Genomic DNA, 22,483 nt, shown 5'->3' with positions numbered 1-22,483 from the left:
TCCTGGTATTTGGAGAATTGCGAAATGACGGGCGTGTTGGGGGGCGAAGTCGCCCTCGTCACCGGCGCGAGCCGCGGCATCGGCGCGGCGATCGCGGCGGCGCTGGCGGCGCGTGGTGCGATCGTGGTTGGCACGGCGACGAGCGAGGCCGGTGCGGCGGCGATCGGCGAGCGGCTGGCCGCGCAGGGTGGGGCAGGGCGCGTGCTCGACGTGCGTGACGGCGCCGCGGTCGAGGCGTTGGTCGAGGACGTCACGAAGGAATTCGGCGCGGTGACGATCCTCGTCAACAATGCCGGCATCACGCGCGACCAGTTGCTGATGCGCATGAAGGACGACGACTGGCAGGCCATCCTCGACACCAATCTCAGTTCCGTCTACCGCGCCTCGAAGGCCGTGATGCGCGGCATGATGAAGGCGCGCAAAGGCCGCATCATCAGCATCGCCTCGGTGATCGGCTCGATCGGCAACGCCGGCCAGGCCAACTACGCGGCGGCCAAGGCCGGCATCGTCGGCTTCTCGAAATCGCTGGCGCGCGAGATCGGCTCGCGCGGCGTCACCGTCAACGTGGTCGCGCCGGGTTTCATCGACACCGACATGACGCGCGCGTTGCCGGAGGAGCAGCGCAACGCGCTGGTCGGCCAGATCGCCCTGCAGCGCCTCGGCTCGCCCGAGGACATCGCCGAGGCGGTGGCCTTCCTCGCCTCGCCGGCGGCGGCCTACATCACCGGCGAGACGCTGCATGTCAATGGCGGCATGCACATGGCCTAGAAGGCGGGCCGGCCCTTGCTGGCTTGCTCTGGCGGCTTCCTCTACAATGCCCCGCCCCCGCGTGGCCGGACCGCTGTCCGCTGCCGCGTGGTCGAATATCGAACAAGCATCCCTCGGGAGATCAACTCGTGAGCACTATCGAAGAACGCGTCAAGAAAATCGTCATCGAACAGTTGGGCGTGAAGGAGGACGAGGTCACGCCGAGCGCGTCGTTCGTCGACGATCTGGGCGCCGATTCGCTCGACACGGTCGAGCTGGTGATGGCGCTCGAGGAGGAGTTCGAGTGCGAGATCCCGGACGAGGAAGCCGAGAAGATCACCACCGTCCAGCAGGCCGTCGACTACGTCAAGGCCCACGTCAAGTCTTGATGCCGGCGTTGGAGCGGGGCTGCACGCGGGGCGAACCGCGACGGTCCCGTTCCCGGATGTTCCGCCCAGCTGCGCCCTCGAGGCGCAGCTTTCATTTCCAGAACCGGAAACGCTACGCCGCCGTATGTAGTGGCTGCGCTTCCCCGCCCGTGGATTCCCGAGCATGAGCAAGCGTCGCGTCGTCGTCACCGGCCTCGGCATCGTCAGCCCTGTCGGCAATGACCTCAATACCGCCTGGGGCAATATCGTCGCAGGGCGCAGCGGCATCGGGCCGATCACCAACTTCGATGTCTCGGCGTTCCCGACCCGCATCGCCGGCGAGGTGCGCGATTTCGATCCGGCGCTGTGGATCCCGGCGAAGGACGTCAAGAAGATGGATTCCTTCATCCACTACGGCGTCGCCGCAGCACTGATGGCGATCGCCGACGCCGGCCTGGTCATCGATGACTCCAATGCCGAGCGCACCGGTGCGTTGATCGGCTCCGGCATCGGCGGCATCGCCGGCATCGAGAAGACCACGGTGGCCTGGCACGAAGGCGGGCCGCGCAAGATCTCGCCGTTCTACGTGCCGTCGACGATCATCAACATGGTCGCCGGGCACCTTTCGATCATGACCGGCATCAAGGGGCCGAACTTCTCTGCGGTGTCGGCCTGCGCGACCTCGAACCACAGCATCGGCATGGCCATGCGCCTGATCCAGTACGGCGATGCCGACATCATGGTGGCCGGCGGCGCCGAATATGCCACCGTCCCGACCGCGGTCGGCGGCTTCTGCTCGATGAAGGCGATGTCGACGCGCAATGACGACCCGCAGCGCGCCAGCCGGCCGTGGGACAAGGACCGCGACGGCTTCGTGCTCGGCGACGGCGCCGGCATCCTCGTGCTCGAGGAATACGAATCGGCGAAGAAGCGCGGCGCGCGCATCTATTGCGAACTGGCCGGCAGCGGCAGCAGCAGCGATGCCTTCCACATGACCGCGCCGAGCGAGAGCGGCGAAGGCCCGGCCCGTTGCATGGCGGCGGCGATGAAGGACGCCGGTATCAACCCGGACCAGGTCGAGTACCTCAACGCGCACGGCACCTCGACGCCACTCGGCGACGTCGCCGAAACGCTGGCACTCAAGCGCGCGCTCGGCGAGCACGCCTACAGGACCATGGTCAGCTCGACCAAGTCGATGACTGGCCACCTGCTCGGCGCGGCCGGCGGTGTCGAGGCGATCTTCACGATCCTCGCCCTGCACCACGGCATCATTCCGCCGACGATCAACCTCGAGAATCCGGGCGAGGGTTGCGACCTCGACTACGTGCCGAACGTGGCGCGCGAGAAGAAGATCGACGTCGCCGTGTCGAACGGCTTCGGCTTCGGCGGCACCAACGGCACGCTCGTCTTCCGGCGCATCTGAACACGACGACGAATCGACGTGGCGACATGGCGACGGCGCGTGTCATGGCCGCTCGCCACGACCTCGCCGCGCTCGCCGCGGCCGAACCGGCACGCTATCCGGGCCTGCTCGAAAGCGTCGCCACCGGCACGCCACAGGCGCGTTGGGACATCCTGTTCGCCTTCCCGCAGGAAACCTTGCGGCTCGACGCCGATGGCGTGACGCGCGATGGTGACGGTTGCGCGCTTGGCCTGCCGTTCCTCGATGCGCTCGATGCGGCATGGTCGGCCGCGGGCGGCAGCAGTGAATCCCCCGACGACTGGCCGTTCCACGGCGGCTGGCTGCTCTATCTCGGCTACGAACTGGCCGGCGAGATCGAGCCGCGCCTGCGCTCGCGGCTCGCGCCGTCGCCCTTGCCAGTCGCGCTCGCCCTGCGCTGCCCGGCGGCGATCCTGTTCGATCATCGCGAGCAGCGCACCGTGCTCGTCGCCGAAGCCGGCCATGAAGACCTGCTCGACAAGCTGGTCGCGGACCTCGCCGCCTGCGCGCCGCTCGACGCCGTTGCGCCGCGCGTCGTCGGCGTCGACGAGGATGCGCCGGCACGTTTCCTCGACGGCGTCGCGCGCACCCACGAGTACCTGCGGGCCGGCGACGTGTTCCAGGTCAACCTCTCGCGCGAATGGCGCGTCGCGCTGGCGCCCGGCACGCGGCCGATCGACATCCACGCGGCCTTGCGCCGCGCGAATCCAGCGCCGTTCGCCGGCTTCTTCCAGTACGAAGGCTTCGCCGTGGCGAGTTCCTCGCCCGAGCGCCTGGTCGAGACGCGCGGCCGCGCCGTGCAGACGCGGCCGATCGCCGGCACGCGCCCGCGCCTGGACGGCGACGACACCGCTGCGCGCATCCTCGAACTGGTCGGTCATCCGAAGGAACGCGCCGAACACGTCATGCTGATTGACCTCGAGCGCAACGATCTCGGCCGCGTCTGCGTGCCAGGCAGCATCGCGGTCGATGAACTGATGGCGGTCGAGAGCTACGCGCACGTCCATCACATCGTCTCGAACGTGCGCGGGCACCTGCGCGAAGGCGTCACGCCGGGCCAGGTCATCCGTGCCGTGTTTCCGGGCGGCACGATCACCGGCTGCCCGAAGGTGCGCTGCATGGAGATCATCGCCGAACTGGAACGCGCGCCGCGCGGCGCCTACACCGGATCGCTCGGCTACCTCGACCGCAACGGCGACCTCGACCTCAACATCCTGATCCGCACCCTGACCCAGGTCGGCGACCGCGTGCGTTTCCGTGCCGGCGCCGGCATCGTCGTCGACTCGATCGCCGAAGCCGAACTCGCCGAAACCCGCGCCAAGGCCCGCGGCCTGCTGCGCGCGCTCGGGCTCGATGGGTGAGCAGGATGCGGCTGTAGGAAGCGGCTGTAGGAAGCGGCTGTAGGAAGCGGCTGTAGGAAGCGGCTTCAGCCGCGATGCTCCTTCCGTACAACCCCCCAACGAAGAAGCATCACGCCTGAAGGCGTTTCCTACAGCGCGTTGATGCCCGGCAAGCATCACGCCTGAAGGCGTTTCCTACAGAACCGGTGCCGCCCCGTCCCGCAGGAAACGCCCGTAGGAAGCGGCCGCAGGAAGCGGCTGTAGGAAGCGGCCGTAGGAAGCGGCTGTAGGAAGCGGCTTCAGCCGCGATGCTCCTTCCGTACAACCCCCCAACGAAGAAGCATCACGCCTGAAGGCGTTTCCTACAGCGCATTGATGTCAGGAGCAGGGCATCACGCCTGAAGGCGTTTCCTACAACGCATCGATGCCCGGAAAAACATCACGCCTGAAGGCGTTTCCTACAGCGCGTTGATGCCCGGAAAAGCATCACGCCTGAAGGCGTTTCCTACAGCGCGTTGATGTCTGGAAAACAGCATCACGCCTGAAGGGGTTTCCTACAGCCGAGCCCGCGGCATGCCGATCCTGCTACCCTGCGCGGGTTTGGATTGCCTGGGTCCGGTTTGCCGATGCCTGCATCGACGTCCCGCGGCGGCGTGCGTTTCTGGCTGCTGCTCCTGCTCGTCCTCGCTGCCGCCGTGGCGGCTGCCGGCGTATTCGCCTGGCGCGACTTCCAGCGCTTCGCTGACGCGCCGCTGGCGGTCGCCGAGGTGCGCTCGCTCGATTTCACGCGTGGCACGCCGTACAAGGAACTCGTGCGCCAGTTGCGCCGCGAAGGCATCACCCGCGCGTCGCCGTTCTACTGGCGCCTGCTCGCGCGCGAGATGGGTGTCTCTTCCAGACTCCAGGCCGGAGAGTACGCGCTCAAGCCAGGCACGACGCCGCGCGAACTGCTCGCGACGATGGCCTTCGGTCGCGTCATCCAACACAGTTTCACGATCGTCGACGGCTGGACCTTCCGCCAGTTGCGCCTCGCGCTCGGTGCCGAAGGCGGGCTCGAACAGACCCTGCCGGGCCTCGATGACTCGACCGTCGCCGCGCGCCTCGGCATCGACGGCTCGCCGGAGGGCTGGTTCCTGCCCGAGACCTATGCCTGGGTGAAGGGCGAGGCCGACATCGACGTATTGCGCCGCGCGCATGCAGCGACGCGGGCGACCCTCGATGCGCTGTGGCCGGCGCGCGATCCCGGTTCGCCGCTGGCCTCGCCGTACGAGGCGCTGATCCTCGCCTCGATCATCGAGAAGGAAACCGGCATTGCCGAGGAGCGCGCCGAGATTTCGGGCGTGTTCGCGCGTCGTCTCAGGCTCGGCATGCGCCTGCAGACCGACCCGAGTGTGGTCTACGGCCTCGGCGAGACCTGGGACGGCAACATCCGTCGCCGCGATCTCGACACCGACACGCCGTACAACACGTATACGCGCGCCGGCCTGCCGCCGACGCCGATCGCACTGGCCGGCGCGAAGGCGATCGAGGCCGCGTTGCATCCTGCCGGCGGCAATGCGCTGTACTTCGTCGCCGTTGGCGACGGCAGCGGACGCCACGTGTTCTCGGCGACCTTGGCCGAGCACAACCGCGCGGTCGCCGAGTACCTGCGGCGGATCCGCCGATGAACCGCGGCGCGCTGGTCACGCTCGAAGGCGGCGAAGGCGCCGGCAAGAGCACGGTGCTCGCCGCCGTGCGCGATGCCCTTGCCGCGCACGGCCTGAACGTGGAAGTCACCCGCGAGCCCGGCGGCACCGCGCTCGGCGAGGCGGTGCGCGCGCTCGTGCTTGATCCCGCCCATGCCGGCCTCTGCGCGGAAAGCGAACTGCTGCTGATGTTCGCCTCGCGCGCCCAACTCGTGCGCGAGCGCATCGAACCCGCCCTCGCGCGCGGCGACTGGGTGCTGTCGGATCGCTTCACCGACGCCAGCTTCGCCTACCAGGGCGGCGGGCGTGGCCAGCCCGGGCAACGCATCGCGGAACTTGAATCTTGGGCGGCCGGCATTCGGCCCGACCTGACCCTGCTGCTCGACCTGCCGGTCGAGCAAGGCCTCGCACGCACCCAGGCGCGCGGCGAACCCGACCGCATCGAAGGCGAGCAGGCCGCGTTCTTCGAGCGCGTGCGTGCGCGCTACCGCGAACGCGCGGCGGCGGAACCGGAACGTTTCCGCGTGATTGACGCGAGCCGCGAGGTCGAACACGTGCGCGACGATGCGTTGGCGGCGATCGATGCCTTCGTCTTGGCATGGAGGGCAGGGCAGTGACGCTGGCGCCCTGGCTCGACGAAACCTGGCGCTCGCTGGCCGCGCGCCTCGCCGCCGACCGCCTGCCGCATGCGCTGCTCGTCGCCGGCGCCGCCGGGCTCGGCAAGCGCGCCCTGGTCGATGCCTTCGCGCGCGCGATCCTCTGCGAATCGCGCGAGATGGACGGCCATGCCTGCGGGCATTGCCGTGGCTGCAGGCTGCTCGTCGCCGGTTCGCACCCTGACCGCATCGACGTCGGCCTGGAAACGCGCGATGACGGCAAGGTACGCAGCGAGATCGTCGTCGACCAGATCCGCGCGCTGTCGCAGCGCCTCGCCCTGGCCAGCCAGTTCGGCGGTCGCCAGGTTGCCGTCATCGATCCGGCCGATGCGATGAACACGAGCACGGCCAATGCCCTGCTGAAGACGCTCGAGGAACCGACTGCGAGCACGCTGATCGTCCTCGTGGCCGATCGCGCGACGCGCCTGCCGGCGACGATCCGCAGCCGCTGCCAGCGCATCGACGTGCAGGCGCCACCGGCCGCGCAGGCGCAGGCCTGGCTGCGCACGCAGGGTGTCGCTGCCGCCAAGGTCGACGCCGCGCTTGTCGCCATGCTCGGCAATCCAGGCCAGGCGCTCGCCGCCGCCCAGGGCGATGCGCTCGAACTGCGCGCCGCCTGCACGCGCGATCTCGCCGAACTGCGACGTGGCGGCAGCGCGCTGGCCATGGCCGATGCCTGGGTCGCCGATCGCCCGGCCGAGCGCCTCTGGCATGCCGCGGTGGTCGTGCGCGACGAGGCCTGCCAGCTTGCGCGCGGCACGCGCGGGCCGCTCGGCTTGACCGATCCCGGCGAAATCCCGAAGCTAGTGGCGTGGTTCGCCGCCGCCAACCGGGCGCGTGAACAACTCGATACGCCGTTGCGCAGCGAGCTCGTCGTGCTCGAACTGCTGCACGGCTGGCCGTCGTCGCGGAGAACCTGACATGTCGACTCCCATGGGGGGCATGCCACGGCAGGGCATCCTGTCGCTGGCGATCAAGGACAAGGGCGCGCTGTACAACGCCTACATGCCGTTCATCAAGGGCGGCGGCCTGTTCGTGCCGACCACCAAGCGCTACAACCCCGGTGACGAGGTGTTCATCCTGCTCTCGCTGATGGACGAGGCCGATCGCCTGCCGGTGGCCGGCAAGGTCGTGTGGATCACGCCGCCCGGTGCGCAGGGCAACCGCACGGCCGGCATCGGCGTGCAGTTCAACGAATCGAGCGACGGCGAGGCCGCACGCACCAAGATCGAGACGATCCTGGCCGGAATCCTCGGCCAGGAACGCGCCACGCACACGATGTGATGCGCGCGCTGGTCCTTGGCGCCGGTGGCATCGGCGGCTATTTCGGCAGCCGCCTCGTCGCTGCGGGCCAGGACTTGCGCTTCCTCGTGCGGCCGGCACGTGCCGCCCAGCTTGCCCGTGATGGCCTGCGTCTTGTCACCGCGCAGGGCACGACGACCACGCCCGTCACGGCGATCACCGCGGTCGATCCGGTCGGGCGATTCGATCTCGTCATCCTGTCGTGCAAGGCCTATGACCTCGACAGCGCGATCGTCGCGATCGCGCCAGCGGTCGGTCCCGACACGCTCATCCTGCCGCTGTTGAATGGCCTGCGCCATCTCGACGCACTCGATGCGGCCTTCGGCCGCGAGCGCGTTCTCGGCGGGCTTTGCCATATCTCGGTCGCCCTGCAATCCGATGGTTCGATCCGCCAGATCGGCACGCTCGATCGCCTGCAGTTCGGTCGTCGCGAGGGTGGACAGGCGATACCGGCCGCGGTGCGCGATGCGCTGCTATCGATGCGTGCCGAAGTGCGCGAGAACGAGCGCATCCTCGACGCGATGTGGGCCAAGTTTGCCTTCATCGCCGCGCTTGCCGGCAGCACCTGCCTGTTCCGTGGCAGCGTCGGCGACATCGCGGCCACGCCCGATGGTGCGGCACTGGTCCGCCGCCTCTACCTCGAATGCGCCGAGACCGCGCGGTGCAGCAGCCATGCGCCGACCGATGAACTGATCGTCGAAGCGCTGGCGGCCCTGACCGCCGAAGGCTCACCGCTCAAGGCCTCGATGCTGCGCGACCTCGAACGCGGCGCGCGTACCGAAACCGAACACATCCTCGGCGACCTGCTCGCCCGCGCCCAGGCACTCGGCGTCGACACGCCGCTGCTGGCCGCGGCGTGCACTCACATGCGCATATACGAGCGGGGCCTGTGATTGGTGATTTGTGATTCGGAAGAGCAAAAGCAGCTTTTACGGATCACCGATCAAGCATCACCGCTCCACCCGCAGTCCCGCATCATCCCAGCCCGGCCGCGGCGTGAAGCGTTCGCCGTGGCGCTGGGCGAGCAGTTCGAGGCGGGCCTTGAGTGCATCGGCGCCGGTGTCGCGGATGTACTGGATCGGGCCGCCGCGGAACGGGGCGAAGCCGGTGCCGAAGATGACGCCGGCGTCGAGCAGGTCGGCGTCGTCGACCACGCTGTCGTGCAGGCAGGCCACGGCTTCGTTGAGCATCGGCAGGATCATGCGGTCCTCGATGTCGGACGGCGCGGCGTAGTTCGGGTCGACCTCGGGCTTGACCGGCTTGCCGTCGACCCAGCGGTAGAAGCCTTCGCCGTCCTTCTTGCCGCGTTTGCCCGAGGCGAGCAGCGATTCCATGCCGGGCGGGATTTCGAGGCCGAGAAACGGACCAAGCTCGCGCCCGACCGAGGCGGCGACGTCGAGGCCGACCGTGTCGGCGAGTTCGATCGGTCCCATCGGCATGCCGAACTTCTTGGCTGCCTTGTCGAGTACGGGGCCCGGCACGCCTTCGCCGTACAGGCGCACCGCCTCGAGCATGTACGGCATGAGGATGCGGTTGACGAGGAAACCCGGGGTGCCCTTGACCGGCACCGGCAGCTTGTCGATCGCCTTGCAGAAGGCCAGCGCGCGCTTCTCGATGTCGGCATCGAGGACGTCGTGGCGCACGATCTCGACCAGCGGCATCAACGCGACCGGATTGAAGTAGTGCAGGCCGAGGAAGCGCGCGGGCTTGGCCACCGCGCCACGCAGCTCGTCGAGCGGAATGCTCGAGGTGTTGCTGGCGAGCAGGGCGTCGTCCTTCATCTGCGGTTCGGTGGCGCGGTACACCGCCTCCTTGGCCTCGGCGTTCTCGAAGATCGCCTCGATGACGAGGTCGGCATCGGCGACGCCATGGCCTTCGACGTCGGCCTTGAGGCGGGCCAGCGCCGGGTCGATGCGGTCGGCGGTCTTCAGGCGCTTGGCGAACAGGTCGCGCGCGCGCTCGAGAGCGGGCTGGATGTACGTGGACTCGCGGTCCTGCAGGGTCACGTCGAAGCCGCGCAGCGCAGACCAGGCGGCGATGTCACCGCCCATCACGCCGGCGCCGATGACGTGGACGTGGCGGATGCCGTGGGCGGTACCGCTGCCGAGGCCCTTGAGGCGTTCCTGCAGGAAGAACACACGGATCAGGTTGCGCGCAGTCGGCGTGCCGGCAAGCTTGGCGACGGCGCGCGCCTCGTTGCGCAGGCGTGTGCCGAGCGCGCCACCTTTGCGCCAGGTGTCGATCAGGGCGAATGGAGCAGGGTAGTGCTCGGGTCGCGCCTTCGCCGCGGTCTGCTTGCGCACCATCGGCGCGAGGATCTGGCGCGCCAGCCAGGTATTCGTCGCCCAGGCCGTGACGCGTTGTGCGAGCGGGCGCTGTGGTGGCTTGCGGATCAGTTCCTTGGCGCGTTCGACGAGGAGTTCGGCCGAGGTCACCGCATCGACCAGGCCCATCGCACGCGCGTTCTCGGCCGAGGCGGTGCGCCCGCTCAACATGAATTCGAGCGCCTTCGGTGCACCGACCAGGTAGGGCAGGCGCGCGCTGCCGCCCCAGCCGGGGAAGATGCCGAGCTTGACTTCGGGCAGGCCGATGCGCGTCGACGGATCGCGGCTGGCGACGCGGTAGCGGCAGGCCAGGGCCAGTTCGGTGCCGCCGCCCATGCAGTGGCCGTGGATCGCGGCGACGCTCGGGCAGCGCAGGCGGGCGATGCGGTCTAGCACGCGCTGGCCGTGGCTGATCGCGTCGAGCACGCGCCCGGAACGCCCGTAGCCCTCGAACTCGCGGATATCGGCGCCGGCGATGAAGCCGGCCGCCTTGGCCGAACGGATGACCAGGCCCTTCGGCGGCTCGAACGACAGGCGCTCGAGGATTTCGTCGAGTTCATCGAGCACCTCGCGGGCGAAGGTGTTGACCGAACTGGCGGCACGGTCGAGGGCAAGGACGACGATGCCTTCCGCATCGCGTTCGCTGCTCCAGTGCTTGAAGCGCAGACCTTCGAACATGGGGGAGACCTCGGTGACTCGACGCGCTGGCGCGGGAACGCCCATGATCCGGGCTGGTGGCGGCTCTGGTCAATGCGCTTCGACACGGCTATGGTGCGCCGATCAACCAGGCACGGGGCAACGCGGGTCGTGCAGGAGTCCACCGAACTGCTGGTGACGCCGAAGCTGTTCGAGCAGATCGTCAAGGCCGAGGGCAACCTGGTCGGGATCGAGACGCCGAACGTCGACGAAACCATCGCGCAATTCCGTCAACTGGCCATCCGCAGTGGCCAGTCGGTGTACCTGTGGGATCCGGAAAACGGCATCGCCGCGCTGCGCGAGAGCGAGATGCGCGTGCCGGGCTCGAAGCGTTTCCCGGATGCGCTGCGCTTCATCCTGCAGAGCGTGCAGTTTGGCGTCTACCTGCTGCGCGACTTCGAGCCACACGTGCGTCCGCCGAACACGGCGCTGTTGCAGCGCATCGCGCGCATCCGCACCGACAACGAGCGCAAGCTGGTCTTCCTCGCCCAGAAGCTCGCCCTTCCACAAGCCATCGATGCCCTCGTTGAACGTATGAACAGGGCCGGTGATACCGCCACGCGCCCGCGCTTGCGTGACGGCCGCTGGGTGACCGCTTGAGCATCGAGACCGGCAACGGTGCCGTACTGATCGTCGCCACCGACCGCGACGACCGCCGAATCCTGTTCGACGCGCTCGATGCGCAGGAATTCGACGCGATCTACACGGCCAAGGACATCGGCCAGGCGCGCGCCCTGCTCGAACAGGAGCCGCACATCGACCTCGTCTTGCTCGAGTTCGTCGGCGAGGCGGCCGATTCGGTTGCGTTCTGTTCGGAGCTGCGGCGCTACCGCGCACCGGAGGAGGTACCGGTGATCGGTATCCGCCGTCCCGGCAGCGAGGGCCTGGTGATCGAACCGGCTGGCGTGGTCGCGTGGCTGGCAAGCCCGGTGGATCCGACCGAGGCGCTGGCGCGCGTGACTTCGCTGCTCGGCCGGCGTGTGGGACACGATGCCGCCATGTCGGACAGCGGCGAACGTTACCGATTCGCCTTCGATGGCAGCCTCGACGAACTCGCCCTGGTCGATCCGAAGTCCGGGCGCGTGCTCGATGTCAACACGGCCTTCGTGCAGCGCAGCGGATTCGCGCGCGCACAACTCATTGGCGGGCGCATCGACGGCTTCGACGCCCTGCTGTCACCCGACCAGCGCAGTGAGCTTGGCCTGCGCCTTGCGCGCGAGGGCAGCATTCAGTTCCGCGCCGCCAAGCCGCGCACCGACGGCAGCACCTATCCGGTCGATGTCTGCGTGCAGCTGTCCTCGCAGGAAGGGCGCCTCGTGCACTTCTATGCGTTCCGTGAACTCGGCGAGCTCGGTCGTTACCAGCAGGCGCTCGCGCTCATCGCCGGTCTCGGCCAGGCCGGTGGCGGTGACGAGAGCCTCAACGCCGCGATGCGCAGTCTGATCGACTGGCTCTCGCTCGATTTCGTCGCCCTCGTCTCGGCGCGACCCGACCAGTCCGGCGAGACGCAACCGCTGGTCGTCTACCATCGCTTCAGCCCGGACGACGAAACGCCCGATCCCTTGCGCCAGCCGACCTTGCGCCACGTACTCGACGGCGATGAGGTGATCTTTGCCGCGGATGCCTGGCGGCTGTGTGCCGACGATGGTTTCGTGCGTGAGCGCCGTTTCGAATGCGTGTTCGGAGTGCCGCTTTGTGACGAGCGCCGCGTCGTGCTCGGCGCGCTCGTCGTCGCCCGTCGTGAGCCGCTGACACAGACCACGCCGGCGCTCGACACCTTGCGCGTGGTCGGGCAGCGGATGGCGCTGGAGCTGGAATTGCGCCGCACGCGTGAACTGGGTCGCGTGCGCGGCCTGCAGGATTCGTTGACCGGCCTGCCGAACCGCTTGCTGTTCAACGATCGACTCGAATCGGTGATCCAGGAAGCGCACCGGACCGGCGAGATGTTCGCCGTGTTGTTCGTCGACCTCGACCGCTTCAAGAACATCAATGATTCGCTCGGCCACAATGTCGGTGACCACGTGCTGGTCGCGGTCGCGCGGCGTTTGCGTGCCAGCGTGCGTGCTTCCGACACGGTGGCACGCTACGCCGGCGACGAGTTCACGATGATCCTGCGCCACATCGTCCAGCGTGAGGACGTCATGCGCATCGCCGACAAGATCGTGCGCGTGATGGAGGCGCCATTGACCTTGCCGGGCGGCCTCGAATTGCAGATCACCGCGAGCTTGGGCCTGAGCTTCTACCCGGACGACGCGACCACGAGCGAGCGGCTGCTCAAGCAGGCCGATGTTGCGATGTACACGGCCAAGGGCATGGGTCGCAACAACTACCAGGCCTACGTCGCCGTGCCCGAGGACTCCCACCAGCAGCGCCTCGCGCTGGAAGCCAAGCTGCGTCAGGCTGAGCGCAACGGCGAGTTGCGCGTGTTCTACCAGCCGCAGGTCGACACGCGCAGCGAGGACATCGTCGGCATGGAGGCGCTGATCCGCTGGGAGCACCCCGAGCTCGGCATGATCAGTCCCGGCTTTTTCATTCCGCTCGCCGAGGAAACCGGGCTCATCATCCCGATCGGCGAATGGGTGCTGCGTGCCGCCTGCGCCGACGCACGGCGCTGGCAGACACGCTTCTCGCTGCCACTGCGCATCAGCGTGAACCTGTCTCCACTGCAGCTGCGCCAGCCGAACCTGGTGGCCCTGGTCGCCAGCGTGCTCGAGGAAACCGGCGTGCCGCCGCACCTGCTCGACCTCGAGGTCACCGAGAGCATCAGCGTCAAGTCGATTCCCAATCTGCTCGAGACCTTGCAGGCGCTGCGCGAGCTTGGCTGCCAGATTTCGATCGACGATTTCGGCACTGGCCAGTCCTCGCTCGACTACATCAAGCGTTTCCCGGCCGATCGAATCAAGATCGACCAGGCCTTCGTGCGCAACATCGGCGTCGACCCCGACGACGAGGCGATCGTGCAGGCGACCATCGGAATGGCGCACAATCTGAACCGTTCGGTCGTCGCCGAGGGCGTCGAGATCGAGGCCCACCTCGATTTCCTGCGCGGGCTCGGCTGCGAGGTGCTGCAGGGGTATCTGTTCTGCCGGCCGCTGCCGGCGGCCAGCCTGGAGAATCTTCTGGTCGAGCGCGAGCGCCTGATGCGCAACCTCGCGGTCCCGGACGGTACGACCTGACGGTATGGGTTGAATCGGGCGGGGCGGTGAAACTATTCCGCGCGGATGCTGTCCACACTGGGCTGCGTCCGAGGCAAGGAGACAGGCCCGCATGGGCGAAACCGAATTGGACCAGGCGCTGGTCGAGCGTGTACAGGCTGGTGACACCCGGGCGTTCGACCTGCTGGTGCGCAAGTACCAGCACAAGCTCGTCAGTGTCGTCACCCGCTACGTGTCCGACTGGAGCGAGGCGCAGGATGTCGCCCAGGAAGCCTTCATCCGGGCCTACCGCGCGATCGGCGCGTTCCGCGGTGACAGCGCGTTCTATACGTGGATCTACAAGATCGCCATCAACACCGCGAAGAACCATCTCGTTTCCAGGGGGCGACGTCCGCCGATCGGCGATATCACGATCGACGATGCAGTCCAGCTCGATGGTGCGTCGCAACTGCGCGACCGCGCGACCCCGGAGCGCGAACTTCTTCGCCAGGAAATTGAACGAACCGTCGCGGATACGGTCGAAGCACTGCCTGAGGAGCTGAGGACGGCGATCACGCTGCGCGAGGTCGACGGGCTCAGCTACGAGGAAATCGCCGAAGCGATGAACTGCCCGATCGGAACGGTGCGCTCGCGCATCTTCCGGGCGCGCGAGGCGATTGACGAGAAACTCCGCCCGTTGCTGTCTGAAGACGAGGACCCGAGCCCATGAGCCAGCAGATCCACGAGCAGCTCTCCGCCTTGATGGACGGTGAACTGACACGCGAGGAAACCCTGTTCCTCCTGCGCCGCGCCGGCCATGATCCGGGCATTGCGACCCGCTGGAGTCGCTGGCACGTTGCCCGTCATGCCCTGCGCCGACAGGAAGGCCAGCCGTTGCGGCCGGGCTTCGCCAGGGCGATCCTCCTCCAGGTCGAGAGCGAAGCCGCACCGGTGCGTCCGCGGCAGACACCCTGGTTGCGCTGGGCATCCGGCGGAGCGATCGCCGCCTCGGTGGCGGTGGCTGCGCTCGTGCTGACCGCGCCGCGCGAGGTCGCCAGTCCGGGAGTGGCACCACTGGTCGGCGTGCCGGCAGCGCCATCAACGCGCACGCTTGGCGAGGCTCCATCCGAGTTCCGCGCGCCCTTGCTCGCCCAACCTTTGTCCGCCCAGCCCGTGTCGGCGACGACCGCCGGCTTCAACGCTCCAGGTGCGCCAATCGATCCGCGCCTGCAGTCGTATCTGGTCAGGCACTATGACGCGGCCGGTACAGTCGGCCAGTCCGCATTGATGCCGTATGTCCTCCTTGTCGTGCCGTCGCAGCCTCAGGCTGCGACCCCTCCACCCCGTGAAGAGGTGGTGGAGGGACGGCGCTAGGCGGATGCGGCACGCACGGAGGATGCCACCGTTGGCTGCGCGCCCGATGCGCCATCGTGCCTGGCTGGCCTTGACGCTGACGGCCCTTGCTGCCAGTCCCGCGCTGGCCGCAGCCGAAGCCGACGAGGCGCGCGTCGCGTTGACCGGCATGGCCGAGGCGATGCGTCGGCTGGACTACCAGGGCTCGTTCACCTACGAGCATTCCGGTCGGACCGACACCCTGCGCATCTTCCATGCCGGCGCGCCGCTCGAGCGCGAGCGCCTGGTCAGCCTCAATGGCCCGCGCAGCGAAGTCATCCGCAGTGGCAGTGACGTCACCAGCATCCAGGCGGACGGCAGCGCGACAGTCTTCTCCGGCAGCGGTCGTGGTCTGGTGCCATTGGTTCCTGATGCCAGCCGCCCGTTGCTCGATGCGCAGTACGAGATCCGCGTTTCCGGCAGCGATCGGGTGGCCGGCTATGCGGCTGACGTCATCGATGTCACCCCGCGTGATCGCTACCGCTACGGCTACCGCCTTTGGCTCGAGCGCAACACACGCCTGTTGCTGCGTTCGGTCGTCACCGATCCGGAACGTCGTCCGCTTGAACAGATCATGTTCGTGTCGCTGGATATCGGCACGGCGCCGAGCGAGGTCGATCTCGTGCCGCAGCGATCCGAGTTGCGTACCACCTCGGCCGCGCCTGCGAACGAGTTGGTCGTGCGCGGCAAGCCGTACTGGCGTGTCGACCCGGTCCCGCCAGGGTTCGCCTTCGTGTCGGCACGACGGCCGAAACAGGGCCCGGAAGGCGTCGAGCATCTCGTGTATTCGGACGGACTGGCTTCGGTGTCGATCTACGTCGAGCCGCGCGGCGACGCGCAACCTGGTTTCGACACCTTGGCCGGCCGTGGCATCGTCAACGTCTTCAGTCGCGTCGAGGACACCTGGCGCATCACCGTACTCGGCGAAGTGCCGCTGGCCACCGTGCAGGCGATCGGCCAGGGCCTGCAGCGCAACTGAACGCGGGCCGACTTCAAAACAGTGTATCCACCCAAGCGTCGCCCATCCGGCGCCCTGTTCAACCCCGTCAGACCATTCCGAGGAATGCAGACCATGAGAAATGCCTCGAACCGCGCACTCGCTGCCGTGCTCGCCGTCGCCGGCGCAGTCGCCGTCGCCAGCACGCCGGTCGGTGCCGCCGATCTGCCCGATTTCGTCAGCCTCGTCGAGAAGAACGGCCCGGCTGTCGTCAACGTGCAGGCGACCGTCTCGCCGCAGGCGGCCTCGCGCAACCAAGCCCCCGATTTCGACGACCAGGACGTACCGGAGATCTTCCGCCGCTTCTTCGGTCCGGGCCCGATCCCGCGCGGGCCGCAGGGTGGCGAGCGCCGATCGGCCGGCTCCGGCTTCATCATCTCGGCCGACGGCTACGTGCTGACCAACAATCATGTCGTCGGCGACGCCGACCAGGTCACCGTGCGCCTGTCCGACCGCAGGGAACTCGACGCGAAGGTCATCGGCACCGACGAGCAGACCGACATCGCCCTGCTCAAGATCGAGGCCAGCGGCCTGCCGGTGGTCAGCATCGGCGACTCCGGCAAGCTCAAGCCCGGGCAGTGGGTCGTGGCGGTGGGTTCGCCGTTCGGAATGGACCACTCGGTGACTCATGGCATCGTCAGCGCGCTCGGCCGCGGCTACGACCGCAGCCAGCAGTACGTGCCGTTCATCCAGACCGATGTGCCGATCAACCCGGGCAATTCCGGCGGCCCGCTGTTCAACCTTGACGGTGAAGTCGTCGGCATCAATTCGCAGATCTTTTCCAACACTGGCGGCTACATGGGGGTGTCGTTCGCGATCCCGATGAGCGTGGCAATGAACACGGTCCGCCAGCTCAAGGAAAAGGGGCATGTGTCGCGCGGCATGATCGGCGTGCAGATCCAGAACGTCGACCGCGAAATGGCCAAGTCGCTCGGCCTGCCGCGCAGCGGCGGCGCCCTGGTCAACAGCCTGACCGCGGGCAGTGCCGCGGAGAAGGCCGGGGTCAAGGTCGGCGACGTGATCCTTGCCTTCAACGGGCGCGAACTGGTGAGTTCCTCGGACCTGCCGCCGATGGTCGGCCTGACCCCACCCGGCACGAAGGCCGAGCTCACCATCTTCCGCGATGGCAAGACCCTGACCCTGCCGATCACCGTGGCCGAACTCCCGCGTGACGCCGTCACCGCGGCGGCTTCCACGGGATCACGCGCCCAGGCCAGCAATCCGCTCGGCATCGTCGTCGACGACCTGACCGCCGAACAGCGCCAGCAGCTCGATCTCAAGGACGAAGGCGTGGTCGTCACGCGCATCACCGGCGCTGCCGCGCGCCGCGCCGCCTTGCGCCAGGGTGACATCGTGCTGAGGGTCGGGCGCACTCCGGTCAAGTCGGTGGCGGCGTTCCAGGCTGCGGTCAAGGACCTCAAGCCGGGCGACTCGGTCATGCTGCTGGTTCGCCGCAACGATGTGACCAGCTTCATTGCCCTGACGGTGCCGCGCGCCGGCGCCGACTGAGCCCATCGGCCATGTTCCATCGACGGCGGGGCTTCGGCCCCGTCGTCCTGTTGGCGCCTGCTGCGGTGCAGCCAAAGCGGCGGGCTTTCTGCGATAATCCGCGTTTTGCGCAGGCCCGCCGGGCGCGTTGCGCGTGCTCCGAACAGGATCCGATGGACCTCATCCGAAATTTCTCGATCATCGCCCACGTCGACCACGGCAAGTCGACGCTGGCCGACCGCATCATCCAGATCTGCGGCGGCCTGCAGGAGCGCGAGATGGAGGCGCAGGTGCTCGACTCGAACCCGATCGAGCGCGAGCGCGGCATTACCATCAAGGCGCAGAGCGTTTCGCTGCCCTACAAGGCGCGCGACGGGCTGACCTACCAGCTCAACTTCATCGACACGCCGGGCCACGTCGACTTCTCCTACGAAGTCAGCCGGTCGCTCGCCGCCTGCGAGGGCGCGTTGCTTGTCGTCGACGCCGCCCAGGGCGTCGAGGCGCAGTCGGTGGCGAACTGCTACACGGCCGTCGAGCAGGGGCTCGAGGTCATTCCCGTGCTCAACAAGATCGACCTACCGACCGCCGATGTCGATCGCTCCAAGGCCGAGATCGAGGCCGTGATCGGCATCGATGCGAGCGAGGCGGTCGCGATCAGTGCCAAGACGGGGCAGGGCGTCACCGAGGTGCTTGAGGCGATCGTTGCGCGCATCCCACCGCCGAAGCCGCGCGACACCGACAAGTTGCAGGCGCTGATCATCGACTCGTGGTTCGACAACTACCTCGGTGTCGTTTCGCTGGTTCGGGTCATGCAGGGGGAGGTCAAGCCGAAGGACAAGATCCTCGTCATGTCGACCGGCCGCTGGCACGAAGTCGATCAGGTCGGCGTGTTCACGCCGAAGCGCTTGGTCAAGAACAAGCTCGCCGGCGGCGAGGTCGGCTGGGTTACCGCGTCGATCAAGGACGTGCACGGCGCGCCGGTCGGCGACACCCTGACGCTCAATGCCGATCCCGCGCCGCATCCGTTGCCGGGCTTCCAGAAGGTGCAGCCGAGAGTGTTCGCCGGACTGTTCCCGGTTTCGGCCGACGACTATCCATCGCTCCGTGAGGCGCTCGAGAAACTCAAGCTCAACGACGCCGCGCTCAACTTCGAACCGGAAAGCTCGGAAGCCATGGGTTTCGGATTCCGCTGTGGCTTCCTCGGCCTGCTGCACATGGACATCATCCAGGAGCGGCTCGAACGCGAGTACGACCTCGACCTGATCTCGACCGCGCCGACCGTCGTCTACGAAGTGGTCAAAACCGACGGCGAGGTGATCTCGCTCGACAACCCCGCACGGCTGCCGCCAACACAGATGATTGAGGAGATCCGCGAGCCGATCATCGTCGCCAATATCCTCACCCCGCCCGATCACATTGGTGCGGTGATCAAACTGTGCGAAGAAAAGCGTGGCGTGCAGCGCTCGATCAACTACCTGTCGACCCAGGTGCAAATCAGCTATGAGCTGCCGCTGGCCGAGGTCGTTCTCGACTTCTTCGACAAGCTGAAATCCGTGTCGCGCGGCTATGCCTCGATGGACTACCACTTCGACCGCTTCCAGGTCGGGCCGCTGGTGCGATTGGACGTGCTGATCAACGGTGAGCGCGTCGATGCACTGAGCCTGATCCTGCACCGTTCGGCGGCCGACCGGAAGGGGCGCGAACTGGTCGAGCGCATGAAGGATCTGATTCCGCGCCAGCAATTCGACGTGGCCATCCAGGGCGCGATCGGTGCGCAGATCATCGCCCGCTCGACGGTCAAGGCGCTGCGCAAGAACGTGCTCGCCAAGTGCTACGGCGGCGACGTTTCGCGCAAACGCAAGCTGCTCGAGAAACAGAAGGAAGGCAAGAAGCGCATGAAGCAGGTCGGTAGTGTCGACATCCCGCAGGAGGCCTTTTTGGCCGTGCTGCAGACTGAAAAATGACCAGGCGGCCCGCTGTCCGGGCCGCGTTTGCTGATGGGGACCGCATGAACTTCCTGCCTTTGTTGCTCGTGGTGCTGACGTTTGCCACTGGCCTGATCTGGCTCATCGACAGGCTCGCCTTCGCTCCAGGACGCAGGCGCCGGGCCAGCGAGATCGAGGCCACGGTGGCACTGAGCGAGTCCGAGCGCAAGGCGCGCCTGCAGGAAGCGCTGCGCGAACCGGTCGTGACCGAATACGCGCGCTCGTTCTTCCCGGTGCTGGCCTTGATCCTGGTGTTCCGTTCGTTCATCGCCGAGCCGTTCAAGATCCCTTCCGGCTCGATGATGCCGACCTTGCTGGTCGGCGACTTCATCCTCGTCAACAAGTTCTCGTATGGACTGCGTCTGCCGGTGCTCAACACGCGCATCCTCGACCTCGGCAGTCCGCAGCGTGGCGACGTCTTCGTGTTCCGCTATCCGGGCTATCAATGCGAGCGCGGCGGCAAGCTCGTGCGCAGCGGCAACCCCTGCTTCCAGCCGTATGCGCCGCCACCCGAACAGGACTACATCAAACGCGTCATCGGCCTGCCGGGTGACGAGATCACCTATCGCAACAAGGTGCTCTACGTGAATGGCGTCGAGGTCGAGCAATCCTACGTCGGCCCGTACACCGGCCCCTCCGAGCCCGGACGCAACTTCGCCGGAGCACAGGTCAAGGACGAAAAGCTCGGCGAGGTCGAACATCGTATGATGACGCTGGCGACCGACAGCGGCACCCCCGAGGGGACCTGGCGGGTGCCGGAGGGCCACTACTTCGCCATGGGCGACAATCGCGATGCCAGCGCCGACAGTCGCGTCTGGGGCATGGTGCCCGAGGAGAACCTGGTCGGCCGCGCATTCGTGGTATGGATGAGCTGCTCGGGAAGATTCTGCACAGAAGGCATCGATTTCAGCCGCATAGGCACGGTCATCAAATGAACGGAGGGCGTCACATGTCATTGCATCAGCGCACACGTGGCATCACGCTGATCGGGTTCCTCATCCTGCTCGTCGTCGTCGGTTTCTTCGTCTACCTGGCGATGCGCCTGGTACCGGCGTATCTCGAGTACATGAACGTGGTCAAGGCGATGGAGCAGGTCAAGAACGAATCCGGCTCGGCGCAGGCCTCGCCCGAGCAGATCCGCCGCTCCTTGAGCCTGAAGTTCAATACCCAGTATGTCTCCGACGATGCCATCCCGCCGCAGGCTATCCAGGTCATCCGCGAGGGCAATGCCCAGGTGCTGCGCATCCGCTACGAGCGGCGCATCCCGTTCGCCTACAACGTCGATCTTCTGGCCAGCTTCGACAAGTCAGTGAACCTGTCGGGTGCGGCGGGCGACTGATCACGTGCTGCTCGGCCACGCCTTTGCCGACACGCAGTTGCTCGAGCAGGCGCTGACGCATCGCAGCGCCGGCCGGCGCAACAACGAACGGCTCGAGTTCCTCGGCGACGCCTTGGTCAACCTGATCGTCGCCGAGTACCTCTACGAGACCTGGCCGCGCGCCAGCGAGGGCGAGATGACGCGCCTGCGCGCTTCGTTGGTCAGCGGCACCGCGCTGGCCGAGTTGGCGCGCGCCGAGGAGTTCGGTGATGTCGTGCGGCTCGGTCCCGGCGAGCTCAAGAGCGGTGGTTTCCGTCGAGACTCGATCCTTGCCGATGCGTTCGAGGCCGTGGTTGCGGCGATCTACCTCGATGCCGGCTGGGAAACCTGTCGAACCTGCGTGCGCCGCCAGTTCGCCAGGCGCATAGCCGAAGGCGGGATTGCCAGTGCCAAGGATCCCAAGACCAGCCTGCAGGAACTGTTGCAGGCGAACGGAATCGCCTTGCCGTCGTACGAACTCGTCTCGAGCACGGGCGAGGACCACGCCAAGGTTTTCGCCGTGGTGTGCGCGGTCGAGGACCTCGGCCTGCGCGCGCAGGGTTCGGGCCTGAGCCGCCGCGCCGCCGAACAAGCGGCCGCCGAGCGCGTGCTCGCCGAGGCGCTGCCGCTGCTCACGCGCAGCACGGCGGAGCGCACCGCGTGAAACCCGCGCACCCGCACCGATTCGGCCAGGTCGCCTTGCTCGGACGGCCCAACGTCGGCAAGTCCACTCTGCTCAACAGCCTGGTCGGATCGCCGCTCAGCATCGTTTCGCCGAAGCCGCAGACCACGCGTCACCGCATCCTCGGCATCGTTACGCTCGACGGCGCTCAGATCGCCTTCCTCGACACCCCGGGTCTGCACCTCGGCGGCAAGCGTGCAATCAATCGACAGCTCAACCGCGTCGCCCGCCAGGTGCCGGACGAGGCCGACGTGCTCGTCCACGTCGTCGCCGCGCCGCGCTGGACCGACGAGGACGAGGAAGTCTGGCAGCTCGTCTCGCGGCATCGCGCGCCGCGCCTGCTGGCAATCAACAAGATCGACCGCTTTCCCGACAAGTCGGCCCTGCTGCCGTTCGTAGCCGGCATCACCGCCACTCGGGACTATGCTGGCGTGCACTATCTGCGTGCGAATCGTGGTGACGGCAACGAGGCCCTGCTGCGCGACATCGTCGCCCACCTGCCGGAAGGGGGGCCACGCTACGAGGACGACGAACTGACCGACCGCAGCGAACGTTTCCTCGCCGCCGAGATGATCCGCGAACAGCTCATGCTGCGCCTCGATGCAGAGCTGCCGTACGCAACATCGGTCGAGATCGAACGCTTCGAGCAGGAAGGCGGACTCGCGCGCATCGCCGCGGCAATATGGGTCGAGCGCGAAGGGCAGAAAGGCATTGTCGTCGGCAACGGTGGTGAACGACTCAAGGCGATCGGCAGCGCGGCGCGCCGGCGCATGGAGTCACTGTTCGGCACGCGCGTGTTCCTCGAACTGTGGGTCAAGGTGCGCGAAAACTGGTCCGACGACGAGGCCGCGCTGCGCCAGTTCGGCTACGGCGACTGAAGGCGCGGCGC

General features: G+C 67.4%; 21 protein-coding genes. 20 read left to right on the top strand and 1 reads right to left on the bottom strand.

Annotated elements, in window-relative coordinates; genetic code table 11:
- The first annotated feature begins 24 nt into the window (after positions 1 to 24).
- From fabG to panE, 9 genes are all read left to right on the top strand, one after another.
- Positions 25 to 768, top strand: coding sequence for a 3-oxoacyl-ACP reductase FabG (gene fabG, locus KF907_RS14055; RefSeq protein ID WP_291221356.1), 744 nt, complete (start codon positions 25 to 27; stop codon positions 766 to 768).
- A gap of 128 nt (positions 769 to 896) precedes the next feature.
- Positions 897 to 1,136 (top strand): acyl carrier protein, encoded by a 240-nt coding sequence (acpP, locus tag KF907_RS14050; protein ID WP_291221354.1) that lies wholly within the window; start codon positions 897 to 899, stop codon positions 1,134 to 1,136.
- Positions 1,137 to 1,299: 163 nt separating this feature from the next.
- Entirely contained in the window at positions 1,300 to 2,538 is a 1,239-nt protein-coding gene (fabF, locus tag KF907_RS14045) for a beta-ketoacyl-ACP synthase II (protein ID WP_291221352.1), read from the top strand.
- Positions 2,539 to 2,582: 44 nt separating this feature from the next.
- Positions 2,583 to 3,917 (top strand): aminodeoxychorismate synthase component I, encoded by a 1,335-nt coding sequence (locus KF907_RS14040; RefSeq protein WP_291221350.1) that lies wholly within the window; start codon positions 2,583 to 2,585, stop codon positions 3,915 to 3,917.
- Between the two features lie 605 nt (positions 3,918 to 4,522).
- On the top strand, positions 4,523 to 5,563 hold the full coding sequence (gene mltG, locus KF907_RS14035; RefSeq protein ID WP_291221348.1) for an endolytic transglycosylase MltG: 1,041 nt from the start codon (positions 4,523 to 4,525) through the stop codon (positions 5,561 to 5,563).
- Positions 5,560 to 6,198: a dTMP kinase gene (gene tmk, locus KF907_RS14030; protein ID WP_291221346.1), complete on the top strand. Its 639-nt coding sequence runs from the start codon at positions 5,560 to 5,562 to the stop codon at positions 6,196 to 6,198. The genes mltG and tmk overlap by 4 nt, the downstream gene beginning before the upstream one ends.
- Positions 6,195 to 7,157, top strand: a complete 963-nt coding sequence (holB, locus tag KF907_RS14025; RefSeq protein WP_291221344.1) for a DNA polymerase III subunit delta' — start codon at positions 6,195 to 6,197, stop codon at positions 7,155 to 7,157. Before tmk ends, holB begins: the two co-directional genes overlap by 4 nt.
- 13 nt (positions 7,158 to 7,170) lie before the next feature.
- Positions 7,171 to 7,521, top strand: coding sequence for a PilZ domain-containing protein (locus tag KF907_RS14020; RefSeq protein WP_291221668.1), 351 nt, complete (start codon positions 7,171 to 7,173; stop codon positions 7,519 to 7,521).
- Complete coding sequence (gene panE, locus KF907_RS14015; protein WP_291221342.1) at positions 7,521 to 8,432, top strand: 2-dehydropantoate 2-reductase; 912 nt, start codon at positions 7,521 to 7,523, stop codon at positions 8,430 to 8,432. Before KF907_RS14020 ends, panE begins: the two co-directional genes overlap by 1 nt.
- Positions 8,433 to 8,489: 57 nt before the next feature.
- Here panE and KF907_RS14010 read toward each other — a convergent pair whose 3' ends face one another.
- Positions 8,490 to 10,541 (bottom strand): 3-hydroxyacyl-CoA dehydrogenase NAD-binding domain-containing protein, encoded by a 2,052-nt coding sequence (locus tag KF907_RS14010; protein WP_291221341.1) that lies wholly within the window; start codon positions 10,539 to 10,541, stop codon positions 8,490 to 8,492.
- A gap of 129 nt (positions 10,542 to 10,670) precedes the next feature.
- Here KF907_RS14010 and KF907_RS14005 point away from each other — a divergent pair, with 129 nt between their 5' ends.
- The 11 genes from KF907_RS14005 to era all read left to right on the top strand — a co-directional run bounded on the left by KF907_RS14005 (position 10,671) and on the right by era (position 22,472).
- On the top strand, positions 10,671 to 11,159 hold the full coding sequence (locus tag KF907_RS14005; RefSeq protein WP_291221339.1) for a hypothetical protein: 489 nt from the start codon (positions 10,671 to 10,673) through the stop codon (positions 11,157 to 11,159).
- Positions 11,156 to 13,735, top strand: coding sequence for a GGDEF/EAL domain-containing response regulator (locus tag KF907_RS14000; protein ID WP_291221337.1), 2,580 nt, complete (start codon positions 11,156 to 11,158; stop codon positions 13,733 to 13,735). The genes KF907_RS14005 and KF907_RS14000 overlap by 4 nt, the downstream gene beginning before the upstream one ends.
- Positions 13,736 to 13,826: 91 nt before the next feature.
- Positions 13,827 to 14,423: an RNA polymerase sigma factor RpoE gene (gene rpoE / locus KF907_RS13995; RefSeq protein WP_291221335.1), complete on the top strand. Its 597-nt coding sequence runs from the start codon at positions 13,827 to 13,829 to the stop codon at positions 14,421 to 14,423.
- On the top strand, positions 14,420 to 15,067 hold the full coding sequence (locus KF907_RS13990) for a sigma-E factor negative regulatory protein (protein WP_291221333.1): 648 nt from the start codon (positions 14,420 to 14,422) through the stop codon (positions 15,065 to 15,067). The genes rpoE and KF907_RS13990 overlap by 4 nt, the downstream gene beginning before the upstream one ends.
- A gap of 31 nt (positions 15,068 to 15,098) precedes the next feature.
- A complete protein-coding gene (locus KF907_RS13985; protein WP_291221331.1) occupies positions 15,099 to 16,064 on the top strand; it encodes a MucB/RseB C-terminal domain-containing protein in 966 nt (321 codons plus the stop codon).
- 93 nt (positions 16,065 to 16,157) lie between these two features.
- The gene (locus tag KF907_RS13980; RefSeq protein ID WP_291221329.1) at positions 16,158 to 17,591 is read left to right on the top strand and encodes a DegQ family serine endoprotease; all 1,434 of its coding nucleotides are present in this window, start codon (positions 16,158 to 16,160) and stop codon (positions 17,589 to 17,591) included.
- A gap of 152 nt (positions 17,592 to 17,743) precedes the next feature.
- On the top strand, positions 17,744 to 19,534 hold the full coding sequence (gene lepA / locus KF907_RS13975) for a translation elongation factor 4 (protein WP_291221328.1): 1,791 nt from the start codon (positions 17,744 to 17,746) through the stop codon (positions 19,532 to 19,534).
- 44 nt (positions 19,535 to 19,578) lie between these two features.
- Positions 19,579 to 20,490, top strand: a complete 912-nt coding sequence (lepB, locus tag KF907_RS13970; protein WP_291221326.1) for a signal peptidase I — start codon at positions 19,579 to 19,581, stop codon at positions 20,488 to 20,490.
- Between the two features lie 14 nt (positions 20,491 to 20,504).
- The gene (locus KF907_RS13965; protein WP_291221324.1) at positions 20,505 to 20,894 is read left to right on the top strand and encodes a DUF4845 domain-containing protein; all 390 of its coding nucleotides are present in this window, start codon (positions 20,505 to 20,507) and stop codon (positions 20,892 to 20,894) included.
- A 4-nt stretch (positions 20,895 to 20,898) separates the two neighbouring features.
- Positions 20,899 to 21,576, top strand: coding sequence for a ribonuclease III (rnc, locus tag KF907_RS13960; protein WP_291221322.1), 678 nt, complete (start codon positions 20,899 to 20,901; stop codon positions 21,574 to 21,576).
- Positions 21,573 to 22,472: a GTPase Era gene (gene era / locus KF907_RS13955; protein WP_291221320.1), complete on the top strand. Its 900-nt coding sequence runs from the start codon at positions 21,573 to 21,575 to the stop codon at positions 22,470 to 22,472. The genes rnc and era overlap by 4 nt, the downstream gene beginning before the upstream one ends.
- Positions 22,473 to 22,483 lie beyond the last annotated feature (11 nt).

The organism is Dokdonella sp. (genome assembly GCF_019634775.1).
Classification (GTDB): Bacteria; Pseudomonadota; Gammaproteobacteria; order Xanthomonadales; family Rhodanobacteraceae; genus Dokdonella.
Note: the sequence above shows the minus strand (reverse complement) of the source record. Positions and strands in the feature narration are given on the sequence as shown.